Here is a 17,946-nt window from a genome sequence, read left to right as displayed (position 1 = left end):
GATGCAGCGCGCCTTACCGGCTCTGCGCTCCGGGGAGGACCAGACGAACTTGTTGCCGGCGGCCCCGGAAATCGAAGCCGTCACCGTCGATCTCGACCACGTGAGGCAGCGCCAGCCAGGTGACGGATGTCGTGCGCGTCAGTCATCGTCGGCCGCCGAGCGCGCGTCTCGTTCGGGGACGTCGCAGGTGGATGCGTCGGTCACGACAGAGATGCGTCCCAGCGCTCGCCGAGTCTCCGCCGATCTGCCGGGCCCGCTGTGGCGCCGTATCCTTCGTCAACGTCGGCCAGATGGCCCACGAATGGCTACCGGCGGAACGGGCGGGTCATGGCTGCGAGGAGGGAATGCTCGCTGTCGTCACCGGCGAGCTGCCACGTGAACGCGCCGCGGAGCCCGTGACTCGCCGCGTACGCCGCTCGTTCCTCGATGGAGTCGGCGTCCTCGTAGCTCACGAACGTCTGAGTATCAGGATGGTAGAGCCACGGTGTGCGGGCGACCGGATGGCGGTGGCGCTGCCATGCCGGGTCGGGCAGCAGGTCACGGCTGATGTCGCGCCAGTTGCCGACATCGACGGTACCGATCTGGGGCTGGAACAGACCGGCTTGCTCGCCGGGCGAGGTGACGCGGAATCCGCGGCCGTAGAACGGCACACCGAGTACGAGCTTGTCCCGTGGTACGCCGTGACGCTCGTAGTAGTCGACCGCACCGGTGATGTTGTTCCACCGCCGTAGGCCGGGTTCGAGCGGGTCGTCGGCGACTTCCGCCAGTGGCGCATTGAACGTAGCGATCTCGGAGAAGCCCGTGCCGAAGTCGTAGGTCATGAGGTTGACGAAGTCGAGGACATCGGCGAGTTCCGCGAGCTCGAAGCTGTCCGCTGGGTCATAAGGGCCGGCCGACTGCAGCCGCCCGGCCGGCAGGGCGGCGGTCAGCAGGCGGTCCGGGCCGAGACGGTCACGCAGATCCTGGGCGAGCAGCGTGAAGTTACGCCGATCCTCGGGGCGTCGGGTGAGCTCGGCAGGGCCGCCCGAAACCGGGAACTCCCAATCCAGATCCACGCCGTCGAAGCCGGCGGCGAGTTCCACGCATTCGGCGACCAGGTCGGCGCGTGTGCGGGGGGTCAGCGCAGCATCGGAGAACCCGCCGGCACCCCAGCCGCCGATCGAGATAATGATTCGCAGGTGCGGATGGGCCCGCCTGATCGCGGCGACCTGCGCTGGTGCCGCGGCAGGAAGCGTCAGGTGCCCGTCCTCGATCGTGGCGAATGCATAGAACAGGTGGGTCAGCAGGTCGGCGGGAAGGTGCTCGATCGGGTACTCGTGCGCGTCTGCTCCGGGAAAGTAGGCACCCAGAACCGTCCGCCCCATGATCATCCGGACACGGTAGCAGCCGGTGTCCAGCGCCGGGTCGGTGAATTCGGTGCGATGGAGTACCCGCTCGCCTGAGTGGCGCTGGCCGCGAAGCCTCCGGACTTGACGATGTGAGTGCGTGCCGGTTCAGCTCGTTACTTCAGGCTGCGGCGATGAACACGAACTCACGGCCTGGGCGATCCGGGGCCTCCCGTACATCAAGGACCCGATAAGCGTTGGCAGCCAGGCTCGATTCGACCTCGTCGCGGCTGCGAAACCGGAGGGTCGAGTCGGATGTGAGTACCGCGCCATCGGCCAGGAAACGGTAGGTGTACCGGAAGGAGACGAACGGAAGACTGACGTCGGTGACCGCAAGGCGCCGTTCTACGTGCCCGATGCCCGGGACGTCGAGGTTGACTGGATCAATGTCGGCGGCCCATTCCTCCCAGGCGCGACGTTCGGGGCACCTGGTCTCGAACACGAGATAGCCGTTCGGGCGAAGTGCGGCGTGGATGCCCTGGAGAGCCTGTGCCCAGTCGTTGTCGGTGAGGAAGACCTGCGCCACGTTCCCGGTCATCGTCGCCAGGTCGGCATCGAGCGCCGGCACTGATGTGGCATCGCCGTGGATCCAGGTGATCCTCGCGGCGTCGTCTTTCAGCTTCGCGACCTCAAGTGACGCCTCGGCGGGGTCGACAGCCACGACTGTGTGGCCGCTGCGAGCGAGCAGGATCGCCAGAGCTCCTGTGCCGCAACCAACATCAAGCACACGGCGTGCTCCACACTCGTCGGCGATCGCGAGGTAGGCAGCCAGGTCGCCGCGGTCTCCATCAAAAGCGTCGTAGACGCGTGCGAGGCGAGGGTGAGCGAAGATCGCATCGGGCACCGGGCGACCATATCGACCATGAAGTGCTCTGGCGATAGAGATCCGACGCCATCAGGTGCGCGCTCATGCCGCTGACAATGGGCGGCCCCGACGATCCGGCCAGTGCGGCGCGACTCAGGCGCTGCCCGGAGCGGGTGACGGCAACCGTGCTGGCGCACGCATCCGCTTGACGTCCCAGTTGATCCCACTCACCCACGCCGCGTGGCCGCTGCCCTCATCAGTGTTCGGCTCCGCAAGTACGGTTATGGCGGCGCGTGCTGGCGGCGGTCGGGGCGATCCGTCTCCCCGTCTCGCCGCGGTTCCTTGCGTCAAGCCGTGTCTCGATGTCAGGCGATCGCGGGTGCGGCGGACCGCGGCACCGGTACGGCAGCGCCTACCAGAACCGCGTCGACACCGGCTCCCAGAACTGGACCCAGGACGCGCTGAACGAGAACGACGAGATCTGGGGACGACTGGCCTCTCGCACCCTCTCGCCCCGTCGGTTCGGCGCCTGATGCCAGCCGGACGCCGTGACGTCAAGGCCGGACTACCTCACGAGCACACGGCCTCTGGCCTGGCTACGGCGGCGACCGTCAGGAGATGACCGGTGTCGTCGTACCTGTGGGGCTTGCCGACGGCGACGCCGGGTCGGTGGACGCGGAGCCGCTGGGAGCCGGGCTGCTCGGCCCCGGAGTGCCGCTCGACGGGGTCGGGCCAGGGGCGGACGGGGACGGGGTGGGGGTGCCGGACGGGCTGGGCGTAGCGGTGGTCGGGGGCGATGAGGGGGCACCGGTCGATCCGGGCGTCGGCGGGACCGTCGGGCTCGTAGTCGGTGGCCTGGTTGCCGAGCTTGTGGCGGTCGGCTTCGGTGCGCCGGCCGCCGGACGTGGAGTCGCCGGGCGTGGAGTCGGCGGGGTGGCGGTCGGCTGCCGCGGCGACTCCGTCCGGGCCACCTGATCAGTCGGCGGCGGGATGTCGGTGGGAGACGGACCGGAGACGGCGTCGGCGCTGGGCGTCGTCGGGAGATCTGGCGTGGGGGTGGCCGGTGCCGGCCGCTGGTCCGGCGCTCCGGCGGCCCGCACCTGTGCGGCGCTGCCAGGATCAGCCTCGGCGTCTCCGATCAGCGCGAAGCCGAGACCCGCTCCGCCGACCAGCAGGGCGGCGAGGGCTCCGGTCGCGACGGGCAGCGCGGCCGAACGGGGTGGGCGGGGACGCCGGTGGGCGGGCAACAAATGCTCCTGACCTGCTGGGACGGTTGAGCTGGCGCGACGACGCCGGCCCTGACCCTGCCGCCCGCGATGCGCGGCCGCCAATGGCCAGACAGCGGAGGTGACCGGTGTCACCACCAGGCAGGCATGCGGCAGCCGAAGCAGCCACCAGACCGACATGTCGGACGAGGGACCTGTCGAGCTGTACCGGCGCGGACGAGTATGAGGTGTCCCATGCGCTCGGTGTACGCGCTCGACGGCTGCACGGCTCGCCCGTCGTTTGGGTCATCCGGCAACTCGACCCAGGTCTGATCGATCTGGTGCGCGCCCGCTATCCCGGGCCGAGGAGTGAGGGCGGGCGGTCGTGGTCGGCCGGTCGGCTGGCCCGCGCGGGCCGATGCCCGTATGGCAGTGGCCGAAACGCCGTTCGGTTATCGAGCCGAATGGATGGTGCCACACTGCGTGGCTTCCTCAACGGCTACGTCGTCCGGCTGCACGCCGCCGTTGCGCGGCACCCCACCGTCGGGCGGCGTTTCCTCAGCGGCACAGGCCGAGGGTATGGAGCCCGCGCCACGCCCCACCTGCCCCAGCAGCACCAGCGGCCACGGCCCCGGCCGCAGCGTTGCTGGTGACTCCCGCCCCTACCAGGGGGTATCCTGCGGACATGGCCAACAGCAGCCCCGACAGCGGTGCCCGCAGCGAGGACGTCCTCGCCGCCGCCGGCATCGTCGTCACCCCGGAGGGCAAGGCCCGCGCCCGGGAGCGGCTCAGCGAGGCCAAGCGGCGGTGGACCCCGGAGCTGGACGCCGAGCTGCGCGCCCAGCTCGGCCTGCCCGCCCGCGCCGCGTGACCGACCGGCCCGTCCGGATCGTCCTCGACGCCTCCGCGATCCTCGCGTTCTGCCGCGAGTCGATTCACGTGGGCGAGGTGATCGCCGAAATCGCGGACGAGGAGTGCCTGTTCGGGCTGCCCGTGATGTGCCTCGCTGAGGCATCCAGGGCGGCCGCCGACGGCGATCGGCTGGATCTGCTTGTCAACCACCCGGCCGCCACGGTCCTCGACGTCGACCCGTCCAACTGGCGGGCCCTGGCGGTCGTCTACGACACCGTGGGCCGGCTCGACGCGGCGGCCGCGCTGCTCGCCGCGGTCGACAACGACGGCTACGTGCTCACCGGGCAGCCCGGCCTGTACGCCGGCCTCGCTGGCGGCGGCCCGATCATCGTCTTCTGACACGCCTACGACGAAGCGCCTGCACCCTGGCCTGGGTGCGGGCGCTTCGCTCTACACGAGCCGTCTGGCTGGCCTGGCCCAAACAGCCCTGATCTACGGCCTGTTTCATAACTGTGTGGAGTTGTGAGACAGCGCCCTTCTCGGGCGTCCGCGCCTGGCCCTGGGTGGGGTGGGTGCGGTTCCTGCGTCATCGGGGCTGGTTTCGCCCGCGCGTGTGCGTGGGCCAGAGCCTTCCCCTCGGCCGGCGTTGGTGACCGGGCCCCTTGCGGGGAGGTCCCGGGTCTGGGCGTGGTGCTGCTCGGCCCAGACGGCGAGGTTGACTGCGGCGTTGTGGTCCCGGTCGGCCTGGTATCCGCATGCCTGGCAGGTGAAGGTGCGCTGGTGCAGGGGCATCGTGGGGGCCACGCTCCGGCATGCGGAACAGGTTTTGGTCGACGGGTACCAGCGGTCGACCAGGGCCAGTTGGCCGCCGCGCCACTGCTGCTTGTAGGCCAGTTGGCGGGCCAGTTCGCCCCATGCGGCGTCGGCGACCGCGGAGGCCAGGCGCCGGTTGCCGAGCATGCCGGTGATGGTGAGGGTCTCGATGGCGAGCCGGTCGTGGGTATTGACCAGCTGGCGGGAGACCTGGTGCAGGAAACGGCGCCGGGTCGCGGCGACCCGGGCGTGGTGGCGGCCCAGCCGGGCTGCGGCCTTGGCGCGGTTGTGGGAGCCGCGCTGTTTGCGGGTGATCTTGCGGGACAGGCGGCGCTGGCGCGCCAGCGCGGCTCGGGCGGGTCGTGGCCAGCCGTCGACCCGCAGGACGGGCGTGCCGTCGGCGCGCGCGGCGGCGACGAACGTCGACAGGCCCCGGTCGACGCCCACCCACCCGGCGGCGCCGGTGTTCGGCCGGTGGCGGCGGGCCTCGTGCAGGTCGGCGGCTTCGCAGGTCAGTGACACCGCCCACCGGCCGGCCCGGTGGCTGACCGTCGCGGACACGACCTTCGCCCGCCCCTTGGCCAGCATCCGCCGCAGCCGGCGGGTGTCCTGCCGCACCGCCAGGGCACCGATGCCGGGCAGGGTCACGGTACGCGGCGCCTGCTCACCCACCCGGATACCCGCCCGGCCCGCAGCGGAGGTCCTGCTGCGGATGCGAAACGACAACGGCGCGCGTTTCTTGGACTTGAACCTCGGAAAACCGACCCGCCGGCCCCGCCGCTGCCCGGTGCGCGACGCCGTGTACGCGCACAGGCCGCGGCCGAGATCGACCGCGGCTTCCTCAAAGACCTGCTGACAGATCTCGCCCCGCCATACCAGACCAGTCACCTGCACCGTGACGGTCCCGTCACCCGCGGCGACCATCACCCGGCCCGCGTCACCCGACCGTTTCCACCCGTTGAACGCATTGATCAAGTCGAAGCCCGACCACGGCACCTTACCGACCCTCCCACCACGCTTACCGTCCAACGCATCCTTGACCAACCGCAGGCACTGGTTGTAGCCGAACCGGGCCGCACCCGCATGCCGACGCAACACAATCTCCTGCTCGACCGTCGGGTCCAGACAGAACCGGAACGTGGTGAAACGGGCCACGACAGCACCATGCCACCCACCACCGACAAACAACCCACTTGCACAGACCCACAAACCCACCAGCTGACCCACAACAAGGGCTGACAACACCCAACACCAGCCGCTCACTTAGGGGGTGTCTCAGTTGGTGAGGTTGCGGCCTCGGGCATGATCTTCTATTCGTGGCGGATGTTGTCGGGGACATGATCCAGACCTGGGCGCCGGAGGACTTGTGGGTGGTTGCGCAGCCGTTGATTCCGGTTGCCGCGAAACGGCCTCAGGGCGGTGGGAAGCGCCGGGCTGACGACCGGGCTGTCCTGGCGGCGATCGCGTACATGGTGCAGGCCGGTTGCTCGTGGCGGAAGCTGCCCGCTGCATTGTTCGGGGTGTCCCGGCCGACGGTGCACCGCCGGTTCACCGAGTGGACCCGGTACGGATTGTGGGAACAGATCCATCACGAGCTGCTGCACCGGTTGAACGTGGCCGGTGGGATCGACTGGTCCAGAGCCATGATCGACTCGATCAGTGTCCGGGCTTTGAAAAGGGGGATCTGACCGGGCCAAACCCGGTCGACCGCGGCAAACCAGGCTCGAAGATCCACGTCTTGTGTGACCGGCGGGGCGTTCCGCTGCAGGTGCTGATCTCAGCCGCGAACACCCCGGACGCGCAGTTGCTGTTCCCGTTGTTGGATGCCTTCACGCCGGTGCGAGGCCGTCGCGGCCGGCCCCGCCGCCGTCCGGGCAAGCTGCACGCGGACAAGGCCTACGACCACAAGGCGATCCGCGCCGAGGTCCGCCGCCGGGGCATCGTCGTGCGGATCGCCCGTAAAGGCGTCGAGTCCTCCCAGCGTCTTGGCCGGCACCGGTGGATCGTCGAGTCGTGCCTGTCCTGGTTCACCAACAACCGCCGCCTCGCTCGTCGCTACGAACGCAAAGCCGAGCATTTTCAAGCCTTCGCCGACCTCGCTGCCATCCTCATCTGCCACCGCCGACTCGCAAAGATCACCAACTGAGACACCCCCTTATGAAACACGCCGTAGGCCGTCGCCGACGTGCGGGTCCCCGGAGGGCCGCCGGGCTCATCGCGCCGGGGATCGTCGCCCGGGCGCGGTGGTCCGGCCGGCACATCACGCCGGCGCTACCGATCATTGCTCGCCACAGCGCACGGGAAGGAAACGGGGACCGGAAACGCGTTCGGTTATCCGGCCGGGCCCGCGCGGCGCCGAGGCCGGCGCCAACGCTCACGGGGCCGGCACGACCGAAAGAGCGCGGCAGCGGGGAATGCGTCGATGGCGAGCCTGCGGCCGGGCCGGCGCCCGTACGGTGTGATTAGGCGAGGACGGCGCGGAGGTCCGGAGGACGTCGATGGTGACCGAAGGCGGCGCCGACGCGGCGGCTCCGACCCACGGGACTCCGCCCGCCCGGCGTTCCTGGAACTCTTCTTCGACCTGGCGTACGTCTTCGCGATGATATCCCTGGTCAAGACGCTCGCCGACGAGGTGAGCTGGACCGGCGCCGGGGAGACGCTGGTCCTGCTGCTCGCGTTCACCCTGGTTTGGGCGGTGACCACGTGGGCCGCCGACACGCTGGACCTGATGCGACCCGCGGTTCAGGTGCAGTTCATCGGGGTGGCGGCTGGCAGCCTGCTGCTGGCGGCCGCGGCACCTGAGGCGTACGACGGGCGCGGCCTGCTCTTCGCGATCACCTACTCGGCGATCCACCTCGGCTCGACCATCTACTACCTCCTGCTCCGGCCGACCGCGGCCGAGCCGCTCCGCAGCGGCCGGGTCTTGTTCTGGTACACCTTCGCCGCCGTCGGCTGGATCGGCGGCGCGCTGGCCGGCCCCACCCGCCTGCTGCTCTGGGCGGCGACCGTCGCCATGGAGTACGTCGCCGCCTCGCTCGGCTGGCCGCTGCCAAAGCTCGGGCGGTCGCAGCCGCAGGGGTGGCGGCTGGTCGGCGAGCGGGTGGCCGAGCGGTACCGGCAGTTCGTCATCATCGCGCTCGGCGCGTCCACGGGCTAACGCGACGACCGCGCAGAGGCAAGATCGATGGTGGCTTGCAGTGCGGCTCCTTACTGGCGATTGCGTGGGCGATGTCCCGCAGTTCAAGCGTTGCCCGCGCTCACGAGGTCCCAGGCCATTGCCACCGACTGCCCGAAGTGGGCGGCTCCCGCGTTGGCGACGTAGGCGGCGACATCGGCAGCTGCTGCGGCCCGCAGGTCGACGGCAGCAGATAGCCGTCGCAGCGTCAGCCCGACAGTCCAGTGATTGTGGCCAGCGCGCGCCTGCTCGGCGGCGCGCCCCAGAGGCCCAGGTCCGACTGCGAACAACGGGACGGCCTGGGCGGCGACTCGACCGACACGTAGATCCGCAGCTGTGAGCGGGCGGCTCCGGCTCGCGAGCATCTGAATGCGCGCCTCATCGAACGGATGGTTTAGGCAGAACGCTCGGCAGAATTGGCAGGGACAGTTCCACCGATGCGCTGGATCGAGGACCATTCGCTCAAGCACGTTCCACGTGCGCACCTTGAGCTTCGCCGGCTCGGAGACGTACAGCGTGCCCTGAGCCGCGTCCTTGATCGGGCTGGTCGCATCGTAGGTGACGCTTCGGACCGACCGGGCGGCGTACGCGGAAAGGGGCAACATGACGGGCGCGCCCAGTCCGAGGAAGTGGAACCGATCCGGCGCGGCGGATCCGCCCGCGGCCCATCCGTCGAAGAAGCCTCGGACGACCAGGGCGGTCCGCAGGTAGCGCATCGGGAGTGCCTGGGGCAAAGGGAGCCACCGGCCGCCGTACTTGATCCGTGTGGTCCACGAGTCGTCGGCCATGAAGGCGCCGAAGCCCATCGCGACAGCGCGGACGCCTGTGTCGCCCAGTGCCTGCCCAGCGTCGAAGGCGCTGTCATAGTCGTGTGCGGACGGCACTGTGTAGACGGTCAGCTCTGGGTGCGCTGCCTGCATGGTCAATCCGCGACGTGCGACGGAACGGTTTCGGCGACGCAGTTCGCTCCGTCGCTGAACCAGGTCGGTTTCCCCGACGCCGGCGCGGAGCCAACAGGCCAGGGTGATGTCTTCCGGGCCGATGACGGCGTCGGGGCGTACGGCCAACTGTTCGGCCAGCTGTGAGTTCGGGTCGACGGCACCCGCTGCCGTCCGCACGGCTTTGACCCTTGCGGCGTTGTCCGCGCTGGGGGGCAGTGATGCCGCGATTTTGCCGATCGTGTCGTAGGCTCCGTTGTCGGCGAGCACGAACCTGCGGCGCAATGGCCCGGCCAAAGCCGCCACTGTGGCGGCCGCCGCGCGGTCGGGCGGGAATAGGATCCCGCCCGCGTACATGCCGTTCAGAAATTCTCGGCTCAAGGTCGAGGGACGGGCGTTGACGAGAAACGAGAATTGAGCCACGGCAGTGCTCCTGGCGGTAGCCGGTCAGTCCGGCGTCGAGACGGTGTGCTCGGAGAAGCACTTGCACGCTGCGGTGATGGCCTTCTCGGCTGCGGCAATGGCGCCCTCGGCCTGCTCCTGGGCCAGGATCAGGCCCTCACCGGCGCTTTGAGTCCACAGCAGACCTCCAATCATGGCCAACCCGGCGCCGCCCAGGCACACAACAGTCCCGACTCCCGCGGTGGCAAGAGTGCAGGCGAGAGCTCCGGCGCCCGCCGCCCCGGTGGAGATGCCGCCGGCCTGCATGTTGTGCTTCGCGCTGTCGAACGCCAACTTGGCCTGTTCGAGGGCCTTTCGGCTGTCCTCGAGTGCCTTGATTTCTTCCTTGCAGGCTCCAGGCGTGAGTTCCTCGCCCATCACAGCCTCCGTTCGAACGGCAGCCAGGTTCCGTACCGCAGCTGGTTGTTGGCACCGGACAGTCCCCGCTCCCACGAGCTGGCGTAACGCAGTCCGTGTGGCACGGGCGTCACCACCCATCGGGTCAGATGGGTTGCGGCGGCCAGGAATGAGTGCTCGCCTTCGTCCTCGTAGCTGTGTCGGCCGACGCGCAGGATCGGCGTGTGGTTGAACACGGGATCGTCTGCAACGTAGCGGCCGGCGACCGTTGCGTAGGCGCACTCGTCGAGTCCGCCGGAGTCGAGCTTGATGTGTTCGATGCCGACCGTCAGCGAGAGGCCGTCCTCGTCGAGGAGGGAAGCTGTGGACAAGACTTTGCCGCGTACGTGCTTGATCGTTACCTGCCCGACGACACCTGATACGACGACATCGTGGCCGTCGAACGTCGCCGGGTTGGACTTCAGCTGGGCGAGGGTGACGTCCTGGCCGGGGCCGAGTTCGTTCGGCAACGGCAGTGCGCTCGCCGCTCGCCAGCGGTCGAGATTGTCTCCGCCGAGTAGCGCGGCCCCCTCGACGGTGAGGCCGATCGCCTGCGCCAAGATCAAACTGCGGATGAGTTCACCGGCCGCCTGCGCCGCCGGTCCCAGCGTCCACCGCGAGGCGACGTCGCGGCGCGCAACACTGAGATCCACGGCTCGTCGCACTGTGTCGTCTAGTGTTGTGCCGCGTGCCCAGTCCGCCAGAGAGCGGGCGTTCGTACGGATAGCGTCCCGGTCGCCGGAACCGATCGTGTCGCAAAGCTGCGTCAAGCGGTCGTTGAGCTCGGCAGTGAGCGGGCTGACGATATCGTCTCCGAAGGGACCCGGTACGAGTGGCCGGGGCCGGCGAGTGTTAAGCGCCGCGATCGCCTCGGCAAGCCTGGCGCCGACTAGTGCAGCTCGCCACTGTTCGGCGGAGTTGGCCAAGAACTCGTCGAGGTCCGCGACAGGCTTCTCCATCCTGGACTTGACCGCCCGGGCGGTGGTCGCCCCGAAGTCGTCCGCCAGCGCTTCAGCCTTGGCCGATCCGGTCTGCGGCTTTAGCGTCGCCACCAGCTGGGCCCTGACCTGCGGCCAGTCGGCTCGACGATCCGGCCGCACCCAACCGGCGAGCAGGTCGTCAGCGTGCGTTGCGATGTCCCTATGCGTGCCGCGAACCTTCTCCTGCAGCCTGGTGATCGGCCCCAACGCCGAGCGGGCGTCGCGACGCTGTTGTTTGGCGAGGGCGATCAACCCAGGCCAGTCCGAGGACGCCGCAGCCTTCAGATAGACCGCCCGTGCCGTCTCCGGCAACGGAGACGATGGCCACGTGACGTCGACCAGCTGTTCCAACCTGCGCTGCAGGGTCCGCGCGCGTACCGCTGTACCGACCATCACCGCTCCTCGAGCGTCGCGCGCCCCCAAAGAGACGCCTAAACCACTGAAGTCATGTTCCTCGCTGGGTCGGGAACCTCAACGGCACTGGCGGAATCGCGACACCCGACCGTGGGTCGGTCACAATCTGGACCAGCGCACCACCGACACGCTCGACCAATATGGCGCGGAACGATTCCAGGCCGAATATCTCCCCGCTCGCCCTCCGTGCTGGCGCTTCGTCAGCAGCTCGCCCGCCCGTTCCCGTTCGGTCGGAATGCCGAGGATGGTGCGGTAGCACGTCACGTTGGTCGCCCGATCCGGATGAGGCAGGGTCACCCGCCGTTGCAGGAGGCTTGTCAGCAGGGCACACCGAAGCGAACCTGGGCGCGAATGATCTCAGAGTTCCGTAACTCGCGGTTCGACCGGATTCGGTGGGGAGGAGATTCAGTTGGAGTACCAGGACTTCATCAATGCAGTGGCCACGCGGGCAAAGGTGTCCACCGATCAGGCGGCGACAGTCACCCGCGCGACGTTGGAGGCATTGGCAGATCGGATCAGCGCCGGTCAGGCTGAGGACCTTGCCTATCAGCTTCCCGGCGGGCTTGACGACTGCCTGCGCAAGCCGCTCAGACAGGACCAGGTCAAGGCGTCGCTCGGGTTCGACGATTTCGTGCAGCGGGTGGCGGATCGCCCGGACGTGGACCGTGCGCTCGCCGATGCCGGGGTCGGCCCGGTGCTCACGACGCTCCGTGAGGCTGTCACCCGCGACGAGTTCGAGAACGCGGTGGCTCAGCTTCCGAAGGAGTTCCGGCAGGCGATCGAACCGGTGGGTGCCGGTGGCGGGCGGCGTCTCGGCTCGTAGCAGGCACAGTCGAGGCAGGAGCAGGGGCGCTGGCCGACCGGTTGCCTGGTGAGGCAGCCGGCCGGCCGGCGCGTCGGCCCGTCGCGTCGCCAGCGTTGGGAACGGGCCGACGATGGGTCCGGACTCCAGCGGTCAGCCGGCCACGGACTGCTTGTAGTCCTTGATCGGGTCGGCCAGCGGCTGCTGCTGCTCCGGTGCCGCCCCCGGGGTTCGGTGCCGCTGAGCACCGGTGCCTGCATGGCCTGCTCGACGGCTTGCGGACCTGCGGCAAGGCGACCAGCAGGCAGCCCTGGGTGGCCTTTCTCAGCGGGGTGTTCTGCACCTGGGTGCTGGCGGTCTGGACTGCGGCCGCTGGGTCACTCACTGCTTGTCCCTGTCGGTGTCCACGCCTTTGCTGATCAGGTACCCGGTCGTGGTGTGCCAGGTCGCCAGCGAGTTCCCTTGTCGGACAGGAACTTCACAAACTCCCACGCGGCGCGCTTGTGGGGCGTCGTCCTTGCCCTTGCCGACCACCCAAAGGGAGGCACCGCCGATGATCGGGCCGCCGGTGTCGTTGAGATGAGTTCATCCGGGAGCAGAAGGACCGCCGGGTGATCCGAGGCGCACAAGACTACCGGGCTGGTCGACCAGGTCCGCGCGGTCGGCATAGCCGCAGATCTCCCCGTCCCGCGTGACGGGCGCGAAGTCGAAGCCGGCGTCCGTCAAGGCATTGGCGACATCCGCGGCGGGCGTGTCCACGCCGTAGCACAGGGCGCGAGCGATCGTTGTCTGCAGGTGTCGCGTGCGGATCGCCGTCGCGATGTCGTCGGAATGCCCTAGGTACATGTCGACAGTTGGTCGTGGTCGCGCCGACGACAGGGGTGACTTCGACGCGACCCCGGTGTGCCGCACCGCCTGCGAGGACCGATCCGCCACCACCTCGTTGGGGCGGGGCAGCTATCCGGTCATCTCGACGGCGGCCGCGTCAGCCGCCTCGTCTCCGAAGAACACCCGGACCGCTGCCCGGACCTCCTGGGAGTCGTTGGCCATCGCCGTGCGCGCCTGGGCGAGCAGCGCCTGGTGTTCGGCCTGCCGCTGCCAGTCGAGGTCGGCCAGCAACTGGTCGATGTTCGGCACGTTCCGCTCGCCGGTCAGCGCGCGAGCTGGTGGCCGCAGGTCCATGAGGTGGCAGAGCAGTCGCAGCGGCCGGTGCCCGTACACCCGGGTGCCGCTGGGCGGCGCGGGCAGACCGTAGGTGAGCAGCCGCGTCACGGCGCCGTCGAGCAGCGGGGTCGCCCAGTGAGCGTTGTCGAACAGGCTGTTCGAGGTGGCCTGCGGCAGGCCGAGGCCGGCCACCACCCGGTTGACCTGGTCCGCCGCGGCGTCGGCGACGACGAACACGTGGGGTGAGATGCGGCTGCGGCGGAAGACCTCCGACCACAGACGGCCCTGCCCCGAGGATGTCACCGGGGCGTTATGCGAGGCGCTCACGTGAGGGTCCCTCCTGGTCGTTGCGCTGACGAGCCGCGTCGAGCAGGCGGCCGAGGGCTGCGCGGGTCCGGCCGGTTGCGGTGGCGAGGGCACCGAGCGGGTCGGCGTGCCGGCGGCCGGCCAGGTCGTCGTAGACCGCGAGCAGGTCGGCCTCGAACCCGTCCGCGGTCGCGCCGCGGGCCTGGGCGAGTTCGGCGAGCCGGCTCTCGATGTAGCGGCCCACCATCACCTGGTAGGCGCCGACGCTGGGCATGTCGTGGAACTCCGCCACCATGTCGTCGACCTGTCGGCCCATGCGGTGCAGGACCGCGGAGGTGATGCCGTGCTGACGTGCCTCGTGGGTTGCGTCGTCGGCGATGCGGATGACGACCTCGTCTGGTCCGTTGATTTCGTCCGATCCGGTGTCGGTGTGCCAGCGGGCTGTGACGACGAAGCCGTCGTCGCGCCGGGACAGTTCGAGGGGTCGGTCGGGCACGGCGTGGAGGCGGTTCTTCTGGGACATGCGTTCCTGTCTTTCCGGCGGCCTCGTGGGCGCCTGTTTCCGGGCCGCGGTGGCGGCTGCGTGTCACACCTGTTGTTCAGGGCGTCGGGGCGGCGGCGCTCAGGACGCTGCCGAAGAACACCATGGCGGTGAGCAGGATCATCGGGCCGACGAAGACGTAGCCCAGGACGAGGCCGGGGACCGCCATGCCGTGCCCCGACCGCATGCCGTCGCGGGTCTGGCGCAGGGCCAGGTGGCCGAGGATGACGGCCAGGACGCAGGGCAGCCCGAAGAGGCACCAGCCGCCGAGCACGCCGAGGATCCCGAGCACCAGCGACGCCGTCGCCATGCCCGACGTCAGGACGGGCTGGACGGTGAGCCGCTGGATGCCCGGCGGGTAGCCGCCGCCCTGGTAGGGCATGGCCGGGAGCGGCGCGTACGCGCCGGTTGGCGCGGACACCGGGGGATACGGCCCCACGACGGCCGGCAGCGGCGGCCGCGAGCGGGTGGGGTCGAGGCCGGGCTGCGGGTAGGTCATCGGCGCGGTTCCGTTCTTCCGTCGAGGTGGGTGAGCAGGACGCTCACCTCGGTGTGCAGGCGCCGCAGCTCGGCGGCCGTCGGCGCCAGCTCGTAGCAGTGGTGGTGGGCGGCGGCCGACAGGGCCGCCCAGGTGAAGGCGACCCGCCGGGCCACGGCGGGGCCGGGCCCGAACCGGCCGCGCAGCATCAGCTGCTTCGCCCGGCCCTGCCGGCAGGCGGCGATCACCGGGCGGGTGCGCCGCCAGTAGGCGTCGATGCCGCCTTCGAGGGCGAGCCGGATCAGGCAGGCGCACGCCCGCGGCCACCAGCCGGCGGTCACCGCGGCGGCGCCGAGCGGGCCGGCGCCGCGCAGCATCTGGTCGGCCGCCGCCAGGCAGGCCCGGGGCGTCGGCGCGGTCACGACCGCACCTCCGCGCCGTCGCGGGGCGCGGGCACGGCAGCGGCGTGGGTCCGCAGCGCGTCTGCGAGGTGGCGTGCGTCGGAGACCAGTTCGGGCAGGTCGAACAGGTACGCCCCGTGCACGCCCTCCTTGCACGCCTTGTACGCGCCCACCGCCCGCGACCCGTGCCGGCGACTCAGGTACCCGAGGACGTCGCCGCCGCGGTCGGCGTCGTCGAACAGCGCCAGCGCGACGGTGGTGGTCAGCCTGCGGGACGCGGCCACGACGGCCGCCTCGATGTCGGCGTGCGGCACACCCCGGGCCACTCGTCGCCGCCACACGAGCTGGTGGCAGGCCGCCTCGATCGCCGAGCGGCACAGCTCCGCCACCACCGGCCCGCGCACCTCGGAGGCGATCTCCTCGGTGCGGGCCAGCGCGTACGCGTCGTCCAGGTAGCGGGTCACCGGGTCGGAGCCGGGCCGCAGGGTCACCACCGACCGTTCCGCGCGGGTCACCGCCACGATGCGGGACCGGCCGAGGTCGAGGCGGGCGAGGGCGTCGGGCAGTCGGGTGTCGTGGGTGAAGACCACCACCTGCCGCTGCTCGGCCAGTTCGGCGAGCACCCTGGCCAGCCCGTCCACCTTGGCCGGGTCCATGCTCTGCACCGGGTCGTCGACCACGATGAACCGGAACGGGCTCTCCGGCGCGCAGCCGCGCGGCAGGAACGTGGCCAGCCCGAGGGCGTGCATCTCGCCCTGGCTCATCACCCCGAGGGCGGTGCCGTTGTCGGCGCCGTCCACGCTGACCGGGATCACGACCCGCCGCCGGGTGTTCATGCCCGCCAGGGTCATCGCGCCCAGCTCGACGTTGCTCTCCTGCCGCAGCTGCGCCCAGATCCGCTGCGAGTGCTCCGCGAACGGCGCCACCCGCTGGTTGCGCAGCTGTGCCCCGGTCGCCTTCAGCCACGCCCGCGCCGCCTTCACCCGCGCGAGGGCGCGTTCGCGCTCCGGCAGCGTCCCGGCCGACGCGATCCAGGCCCGCAGCTCGCCGGCCACCGCCTGCCAGCCGGTGTCGCGCTGGCGGAGCAGACCCTTCGCGTACTCCTGCGCGGCCTGCGCGGCCGCGAGCACCGCCGGGTACCGGGCGGTCAGGTGGTCGGCCAGCTCCTCCGGCCCGCCTGGTGTCAGCCGTAGCGCGGTCACCGCCGCGTGCAGGTCGCCGACCGGCGCCCCGTCGGCGCCATCACCGGGCACGTCCAGGTCGTCGATCAGGTAGTGCGCCCGCTGCAGCAGCGCGGTCAGCCGGGAAGCGGCGGACTGGGCGGCGAGGGTGCGGTCGCGCAGCTCTGCCAGGGACTCGGCCGCGCTGATCCGCCAGCCGTCGTCGAGGCGGCCGGTCGCGCAGACCGGGCACAGCCCATCACCCTGCTCGTCGTGCTGCTCGACGGCCAGCCGGAGCAGCTCGGCGGTGCGCAGCGACGCCCGCGACCGGCCGCCGTCGTGCCGGCGCGCCTCCGAGGCGGCCTCCCGCAGCTGCCCCGCCAGGCGGGTCACCTCGTCGGCGTCAGGCACCCCCATCGCCACCAGCTGCCGGCAGAGCAGCACCGCCTCGTCGACGGCCGGGTCCTCCGGCTCGTCGAGGATCGCGGTCAGTGCCGCCAGGTCGACGGCGCCCCGAGTGCGAAGCAGCGCCGCGGCCCGCCGGGCCCGGTCGTCGTCGATCCCCGCGAGGGTGTCGGTCAGGGCGGTGCGCTGTCCGCGTACCTCCTTGATGGCGGTGTCGGCGGGGCGCGCGGCGGCCATCAGGCGGCGGTCCGCGTCGCTGATCGCCTCCAGGCCGAGGATCGCGGAGATGGCGTCGAAGAGCTGGCTCTGCGTGCCGGCGGTGAGCCGGCCCAGCTCGGCGGCGGTGAGGAACGGCCGGTACAGCTCCAACGGCCGGGCCAACCCCAGCTCGGCAAGGTCCCGGTGGGTGCCGCCTGCGCTCGTGACCGTCACCTCGGCGTCGCCCAGCTCCGCCTCCGGCGCCCAGGAACGGACCACCCGGGTGGGCGTGGCCACCCCGTCGACCCGCAGCTCAACGGCGATTCGGCACGGATCGCCGGCGTGCAGGTTCCGCCACCCGGTACGCCACACGCTGTTGCGGTCCGTCCAGCGCGCGCTGTCCCCGGTCAGGGCCAACTCCACGGCCTCGGCGAAGCTGGACTTGCCGGAGCCGTTCCGGCCCACCACCACGGTCAACCCCGGGCCGGGCTCGATGGCGAGGGTGCGCTCCGGGCCGACGCCGCGGAACCCGGCGACGGTGACCGACGACAGCCAGATCCGCTCCCGCGGCTCGTCCGCCGCGGTGCGCTGCGGCTCCAGCGCGGCCGGCGCGCCGGCGAGCGCCGCGTCCAGGTCGGCCTCGCCGCTCAACGCGGCGAGGACCACCTCGGCGGTGTCATCGGGTACGCGGTCGGCGGCGAGCCGGTCGAAGATCAGCTCGACCAGGGGTTCGGTGTGGTTCATCAGGCAACCTCCGGGGAGGGCATGGAAGGCGGATGGCTCCGGCTCGGGCCGGTTCGCTGGCGGTGGTGGTGCGACGACGCTGTGCGGTTGCCCTCTGTGAAGTGATCGGCGGTCAGGCCGGTAGTGCAACAGGACAGTGGGGGGCGGCTGGTCGCGTGAGCAGGCCGGGGGCGGCCTGGCGATCACCGCGCGAGCCGTCGATCCGACCGTCGATGCGGCGGCCGGCAGTCCGACCGGCTGGCGCGGGCACATTCCCGGACCGGCCCAGAACGGTTGTGCAGAGGTCATCGTCTTCTCCTCCAGGCGCGTGGTGTCCGCGGGCCGATGACTCGTCGACCCGCCC

Annotated in this window: 19 protein-coding genes; 7 read left to right on the top strand and 12 right to left on the bottom strand. The window is 70.7% G+C overall.

The genetic code is table 11. From position 1 onward, the window contains the following. Positions 1-305: 305 nt before the first annotated feature. On the bottom strand, positions 306-1,370 hold the full coding sequence (locus ABZW14_RS17735; RefSeq protein WP_355347153.1) for a glycosyl hydrolase family 18 protein: 1,065 nt from the start codon (positions 1,368-1,370) through the stop codon (positions 306-308). Between the two features lie 136 nt (positions 1,371-1,506). Then, the gene (locus ABZW14_RS17730) at positions 1,507-2,229 is read right to left on the bottom strand and encodes a class I SAM-dependent methyltransferase (protein WP_355347150.1); all 723 of its coding nucleotides are present in this window, start codon (positions 2,227-2,229) and stop codon (positions 1,507-1,509) included. A 323-nt stretch (positions 2,230-2,552) separates the two neighbouring features. On the opposite strand from ABZW14_RS17730, the gene ABZW14_RS17725 reads away from it, so the two are divergent. The 4 genes from ABZW14_RS17725 to ABZW14_RS17710 all read left to right on the top strand — a co-directional run bounded on the left by ABZW14_RS17725 (position 2,553) and on the right by ABZW14_RS17710 (position 4,646). After that, the gene (locus ABZW14_RS17725; protein ID WP_355347147.1) at positions 2,553-2,723 is read left to right on the top strand and encodes a hypothetical protein; all 171 of its coding nucleotides are present in this window, start codon (positions 2,553-2,555) and stop codon (positions 2,721-2,723) included. A gap of 85 nt (positions 2,724-2,808) precedes the next feature. Next, the gene (locus tag ABZW14_RS17720; protein WP_355347144.1) at positions 2,809-3,165 is read left to right on the top strand and encodes a hypothetical protein; all 357 of its coding nucleotides are present in this window, start codon (positions 2,809-2,811) and stop codon (positions 3,163-3,165) included. A 915-nt stretch (positions 3,166-4,080) separates the two neighbouring features. Continuing rightward, the gene (locus tag ABZW14_RS17715; protein ID WP_355347141.1) at positions 4,081-4,266 is read left to right on the top strand and encodes a hypothetical protein; all 186 of its coding nucleotides are present in this window, start codon (positions 4,081-4,083) and stop codon (positions 4,264-4,266) included. Further along, positions 4,263-4,646 (top strand): hypothetical protein, encoded by a 384-nt coding sequence (locus ABZW14_RS17710; RefSeq protein WP_355347138.1) that lies wholly within the window; start codon positions 4,263-4,265, stop codon positions 4,644-4,646. The genes ABZW14_RS17715 and ABZW14_RS17710 overlap by 4 nt, the downstream gene beginning before the upstream one ends. 105 nt (positions 4,647-4,751) lie before the next feature. Here ABZW14_RS17710 and ABZW14_RS17705 read toward each other — a convergent pair whose 3' ends face one another. Then, the gene (locus ABZW14_RS17705; protein ID WP_355347135.1) at positions 4,752-6,215 is read right to left on the bottom strand and encodes an RNA-guided endonuclease TnpB family protein; all 1,464 of its coding nucleotides are present in this window, start codon (positions 6,213-6,215) and stop codon (positions 4,752-4,754) included. A 182-nt stretch (positions 6,216-6,397) separates the two neighbouring features. Here ABZW14_RS17705 and ABZW14_RS17700 point away from each other — a divergent pair. Together ABZW14_RS17700 and ABZW14_RS17695 are read left to right on the top strand one after the other, a co-directional pair. Further along, positions 6,398-7,206 (top strand): IS5 family transposase gene (locus ABZW14_RS17700; protein WP_355347132.1). Its coding sequence is split into 2 segments (ribosomal slippage): positions 6,398-6,733 and positions 6,736-7,206, totalling 807 coding nucleotides; the frame shifts between segments, so codons are not numbered across the junction. Between the two features lie 276 nt (positions 7,207-7,482). Further along, on the top strand, positions 7,483-8,217 hold the full coding sequence (locus tag ABZW14_RS17695) for a low temperature requirement protein A (protein ID WP_355347129.1): 735 nt from the start codon (positions 7,483-7,485) through the stop codon (positions 8,215-8,217). Positions 8,218-8,300: 83 nt separating this feature from the next. Here ABZW14_RS17695 and ABZW14_RS17690 read toward each other — a convergent pair whose 3' ends face one another. Genes ABZW14_RS17690 through ABZW14_RS17680 form a run of 3 tightly spaced genes read right to left on the bottom strand, consistent with a single transcriptional unit; the run spans position 8,301 to position 11,383 of the window. Beyond that, a complete protein-coding gene (locus ABZW14_RS17690; protein ID WP_355347126.1) occupies positions 8,301-9,596 on the bottom strand; it encodes a hypothetical protein in 1,296 nt (431 codons plus the stop codon). A 24-nt stretch (positions 9,597-9,620) separates the two neighbouring features. Further along, positions 9,621-9,992 carry a hypothetical protein gene (locus tag ABZW14_RS17685; RefSeq protein WP_355347123.1) on the bottom strand — a complete coding sequence of 124 codons (372 nt, stop codon included), beginning with the start codon at positions 9,990-9,992 and terminating at the stop codon, positions 9,621-9,623. Continuing rightward, the gene (locus tag ABZW14_RS17680; RefSeq protein WP_355347120.1) at positions 9,992-11,383 is read right to left on the bottom strand and encodes a hypothetical protein; all 1,392 of its coding nucleotides are present in this window, start codon (positions 11,381-11,383) and stop codon (positions 9,992-9,994) included. Before ABZW14_RS17680 ends, ABZW14_RS17685 begins: the two co-directional genes overlap by 1 nt. 430 nt (positions 11,384-11,813) lie before the next feature. Here ABZW14_RS17680 and ABZW14_RS17675 point away from each other — a divergent pair, with 430 nt between their 5' ends. Then, positions 11,814-12,227, top strand: a complete 414-nt coding sequence (locus ABZW14_RS17675; protein WP_355347118.1) for a DUF2267 domain-containing protein — start codon at positions 11,814-11,816, stop codon at positions 12,225-12,227. A 564-nt stretch (positions 12,228-12,791) separates the two neighbouring features. Here ABZW14_RS17675 and ABZW14_RS17670 read toward each other — a convergent pair. The 6 genes from ABZW14_RS17670 to ABZW14_RS17645 form a co-directional block, all read right to left on the bottom strand. After that, entirely contained in the window at positions 12,792-13,142 is a 351-nt protein-coding gene (locus ABZW14_RS17670; RefSeq protein ID WP_355347115.1) for a hypothetical protein, read from the bottom strand. Positions 13,143-13,163: 21 nt separating this feature from the next. After that, positions 13,164-13,697 carry a hypothetical protein gene (locus ABZW14_RS17665; RefSeq protein ID WP_355347112.1) on the bottom strand — a complete coding sequence of 178 codons (534 nt, stop codon included), beginning with the start codon at positions 13,695-13,697 and terminating at the stop codon, positions 13,164-13,166. Further along, positions 13,681-14,199, bottom strand: coding sequence for a hypothetical protein (locus ABZW14_RS17660; RefSeq protein WP_355347109.1), 519 nt, complete (start codon positions 14,197-14,199; stop codon positions 13,681-13,683). Before ABZW14_RS17660 ends, ABZW14_RS17665 begins: the two co-directional genes overlap by 17 nt. Before the next feature lie 76 nt (positions 14,200-14,275). After that, positions 14,276-14,716, bottom strand: a complete 441-nt coding sequence (locus tag ABZW14_RS17655; protein ID WP_355347106.1) for a DUF4190 domain-containing protein — start codon at positions 14,714-14,716, stop codon at positions 14,276-14,278. Further along, entirely contained in the window at positions 14,713-15,117 is a 405-nt protein-coding gene (locus tag ABZW14_RS17650) for a hypothetical protein (protein ID WP_355347103.1), read from the bottom strand. Before ABZW14_RS17650 ends, ABZW14_RS17655 begins: the two co-directional genes overlap by 4 nt. Then, the gene (locus ABZW14_RS17645; RefSeq protein ID WP_355347100.1) at positions 15,114-17,603 is read right to left on the bottom strand and encodes an AAA family ATPase; all 2,490 of its coding nucleotides are present in this window, start codon (positions 17,601-17,603) and stop codon (positions 15,114-15,116) included. The genes ABZW14_RS17650 and ABZW14_RS17645 overlap by 4 nt, the downstream gene beginning before the upstream one ends. Positions 17,604-17,946: the final 343 nt, after the last annotated feature.

It is taken from the genome of Micromonospora sp. NPDC004551 (genome assembly GCF_040609975.1).
In the GTDB taxonomy this organism is placed as follows: Bacteria; Actinomycetota; Actinomycetes; order Mycobacteriales; family Micromonosporaceae; genus Micromonospora.
Note: the sequence above shows the minus strand (reverse complement) of the source record. Positions and strands in the feature narration are given on the sequence as shown.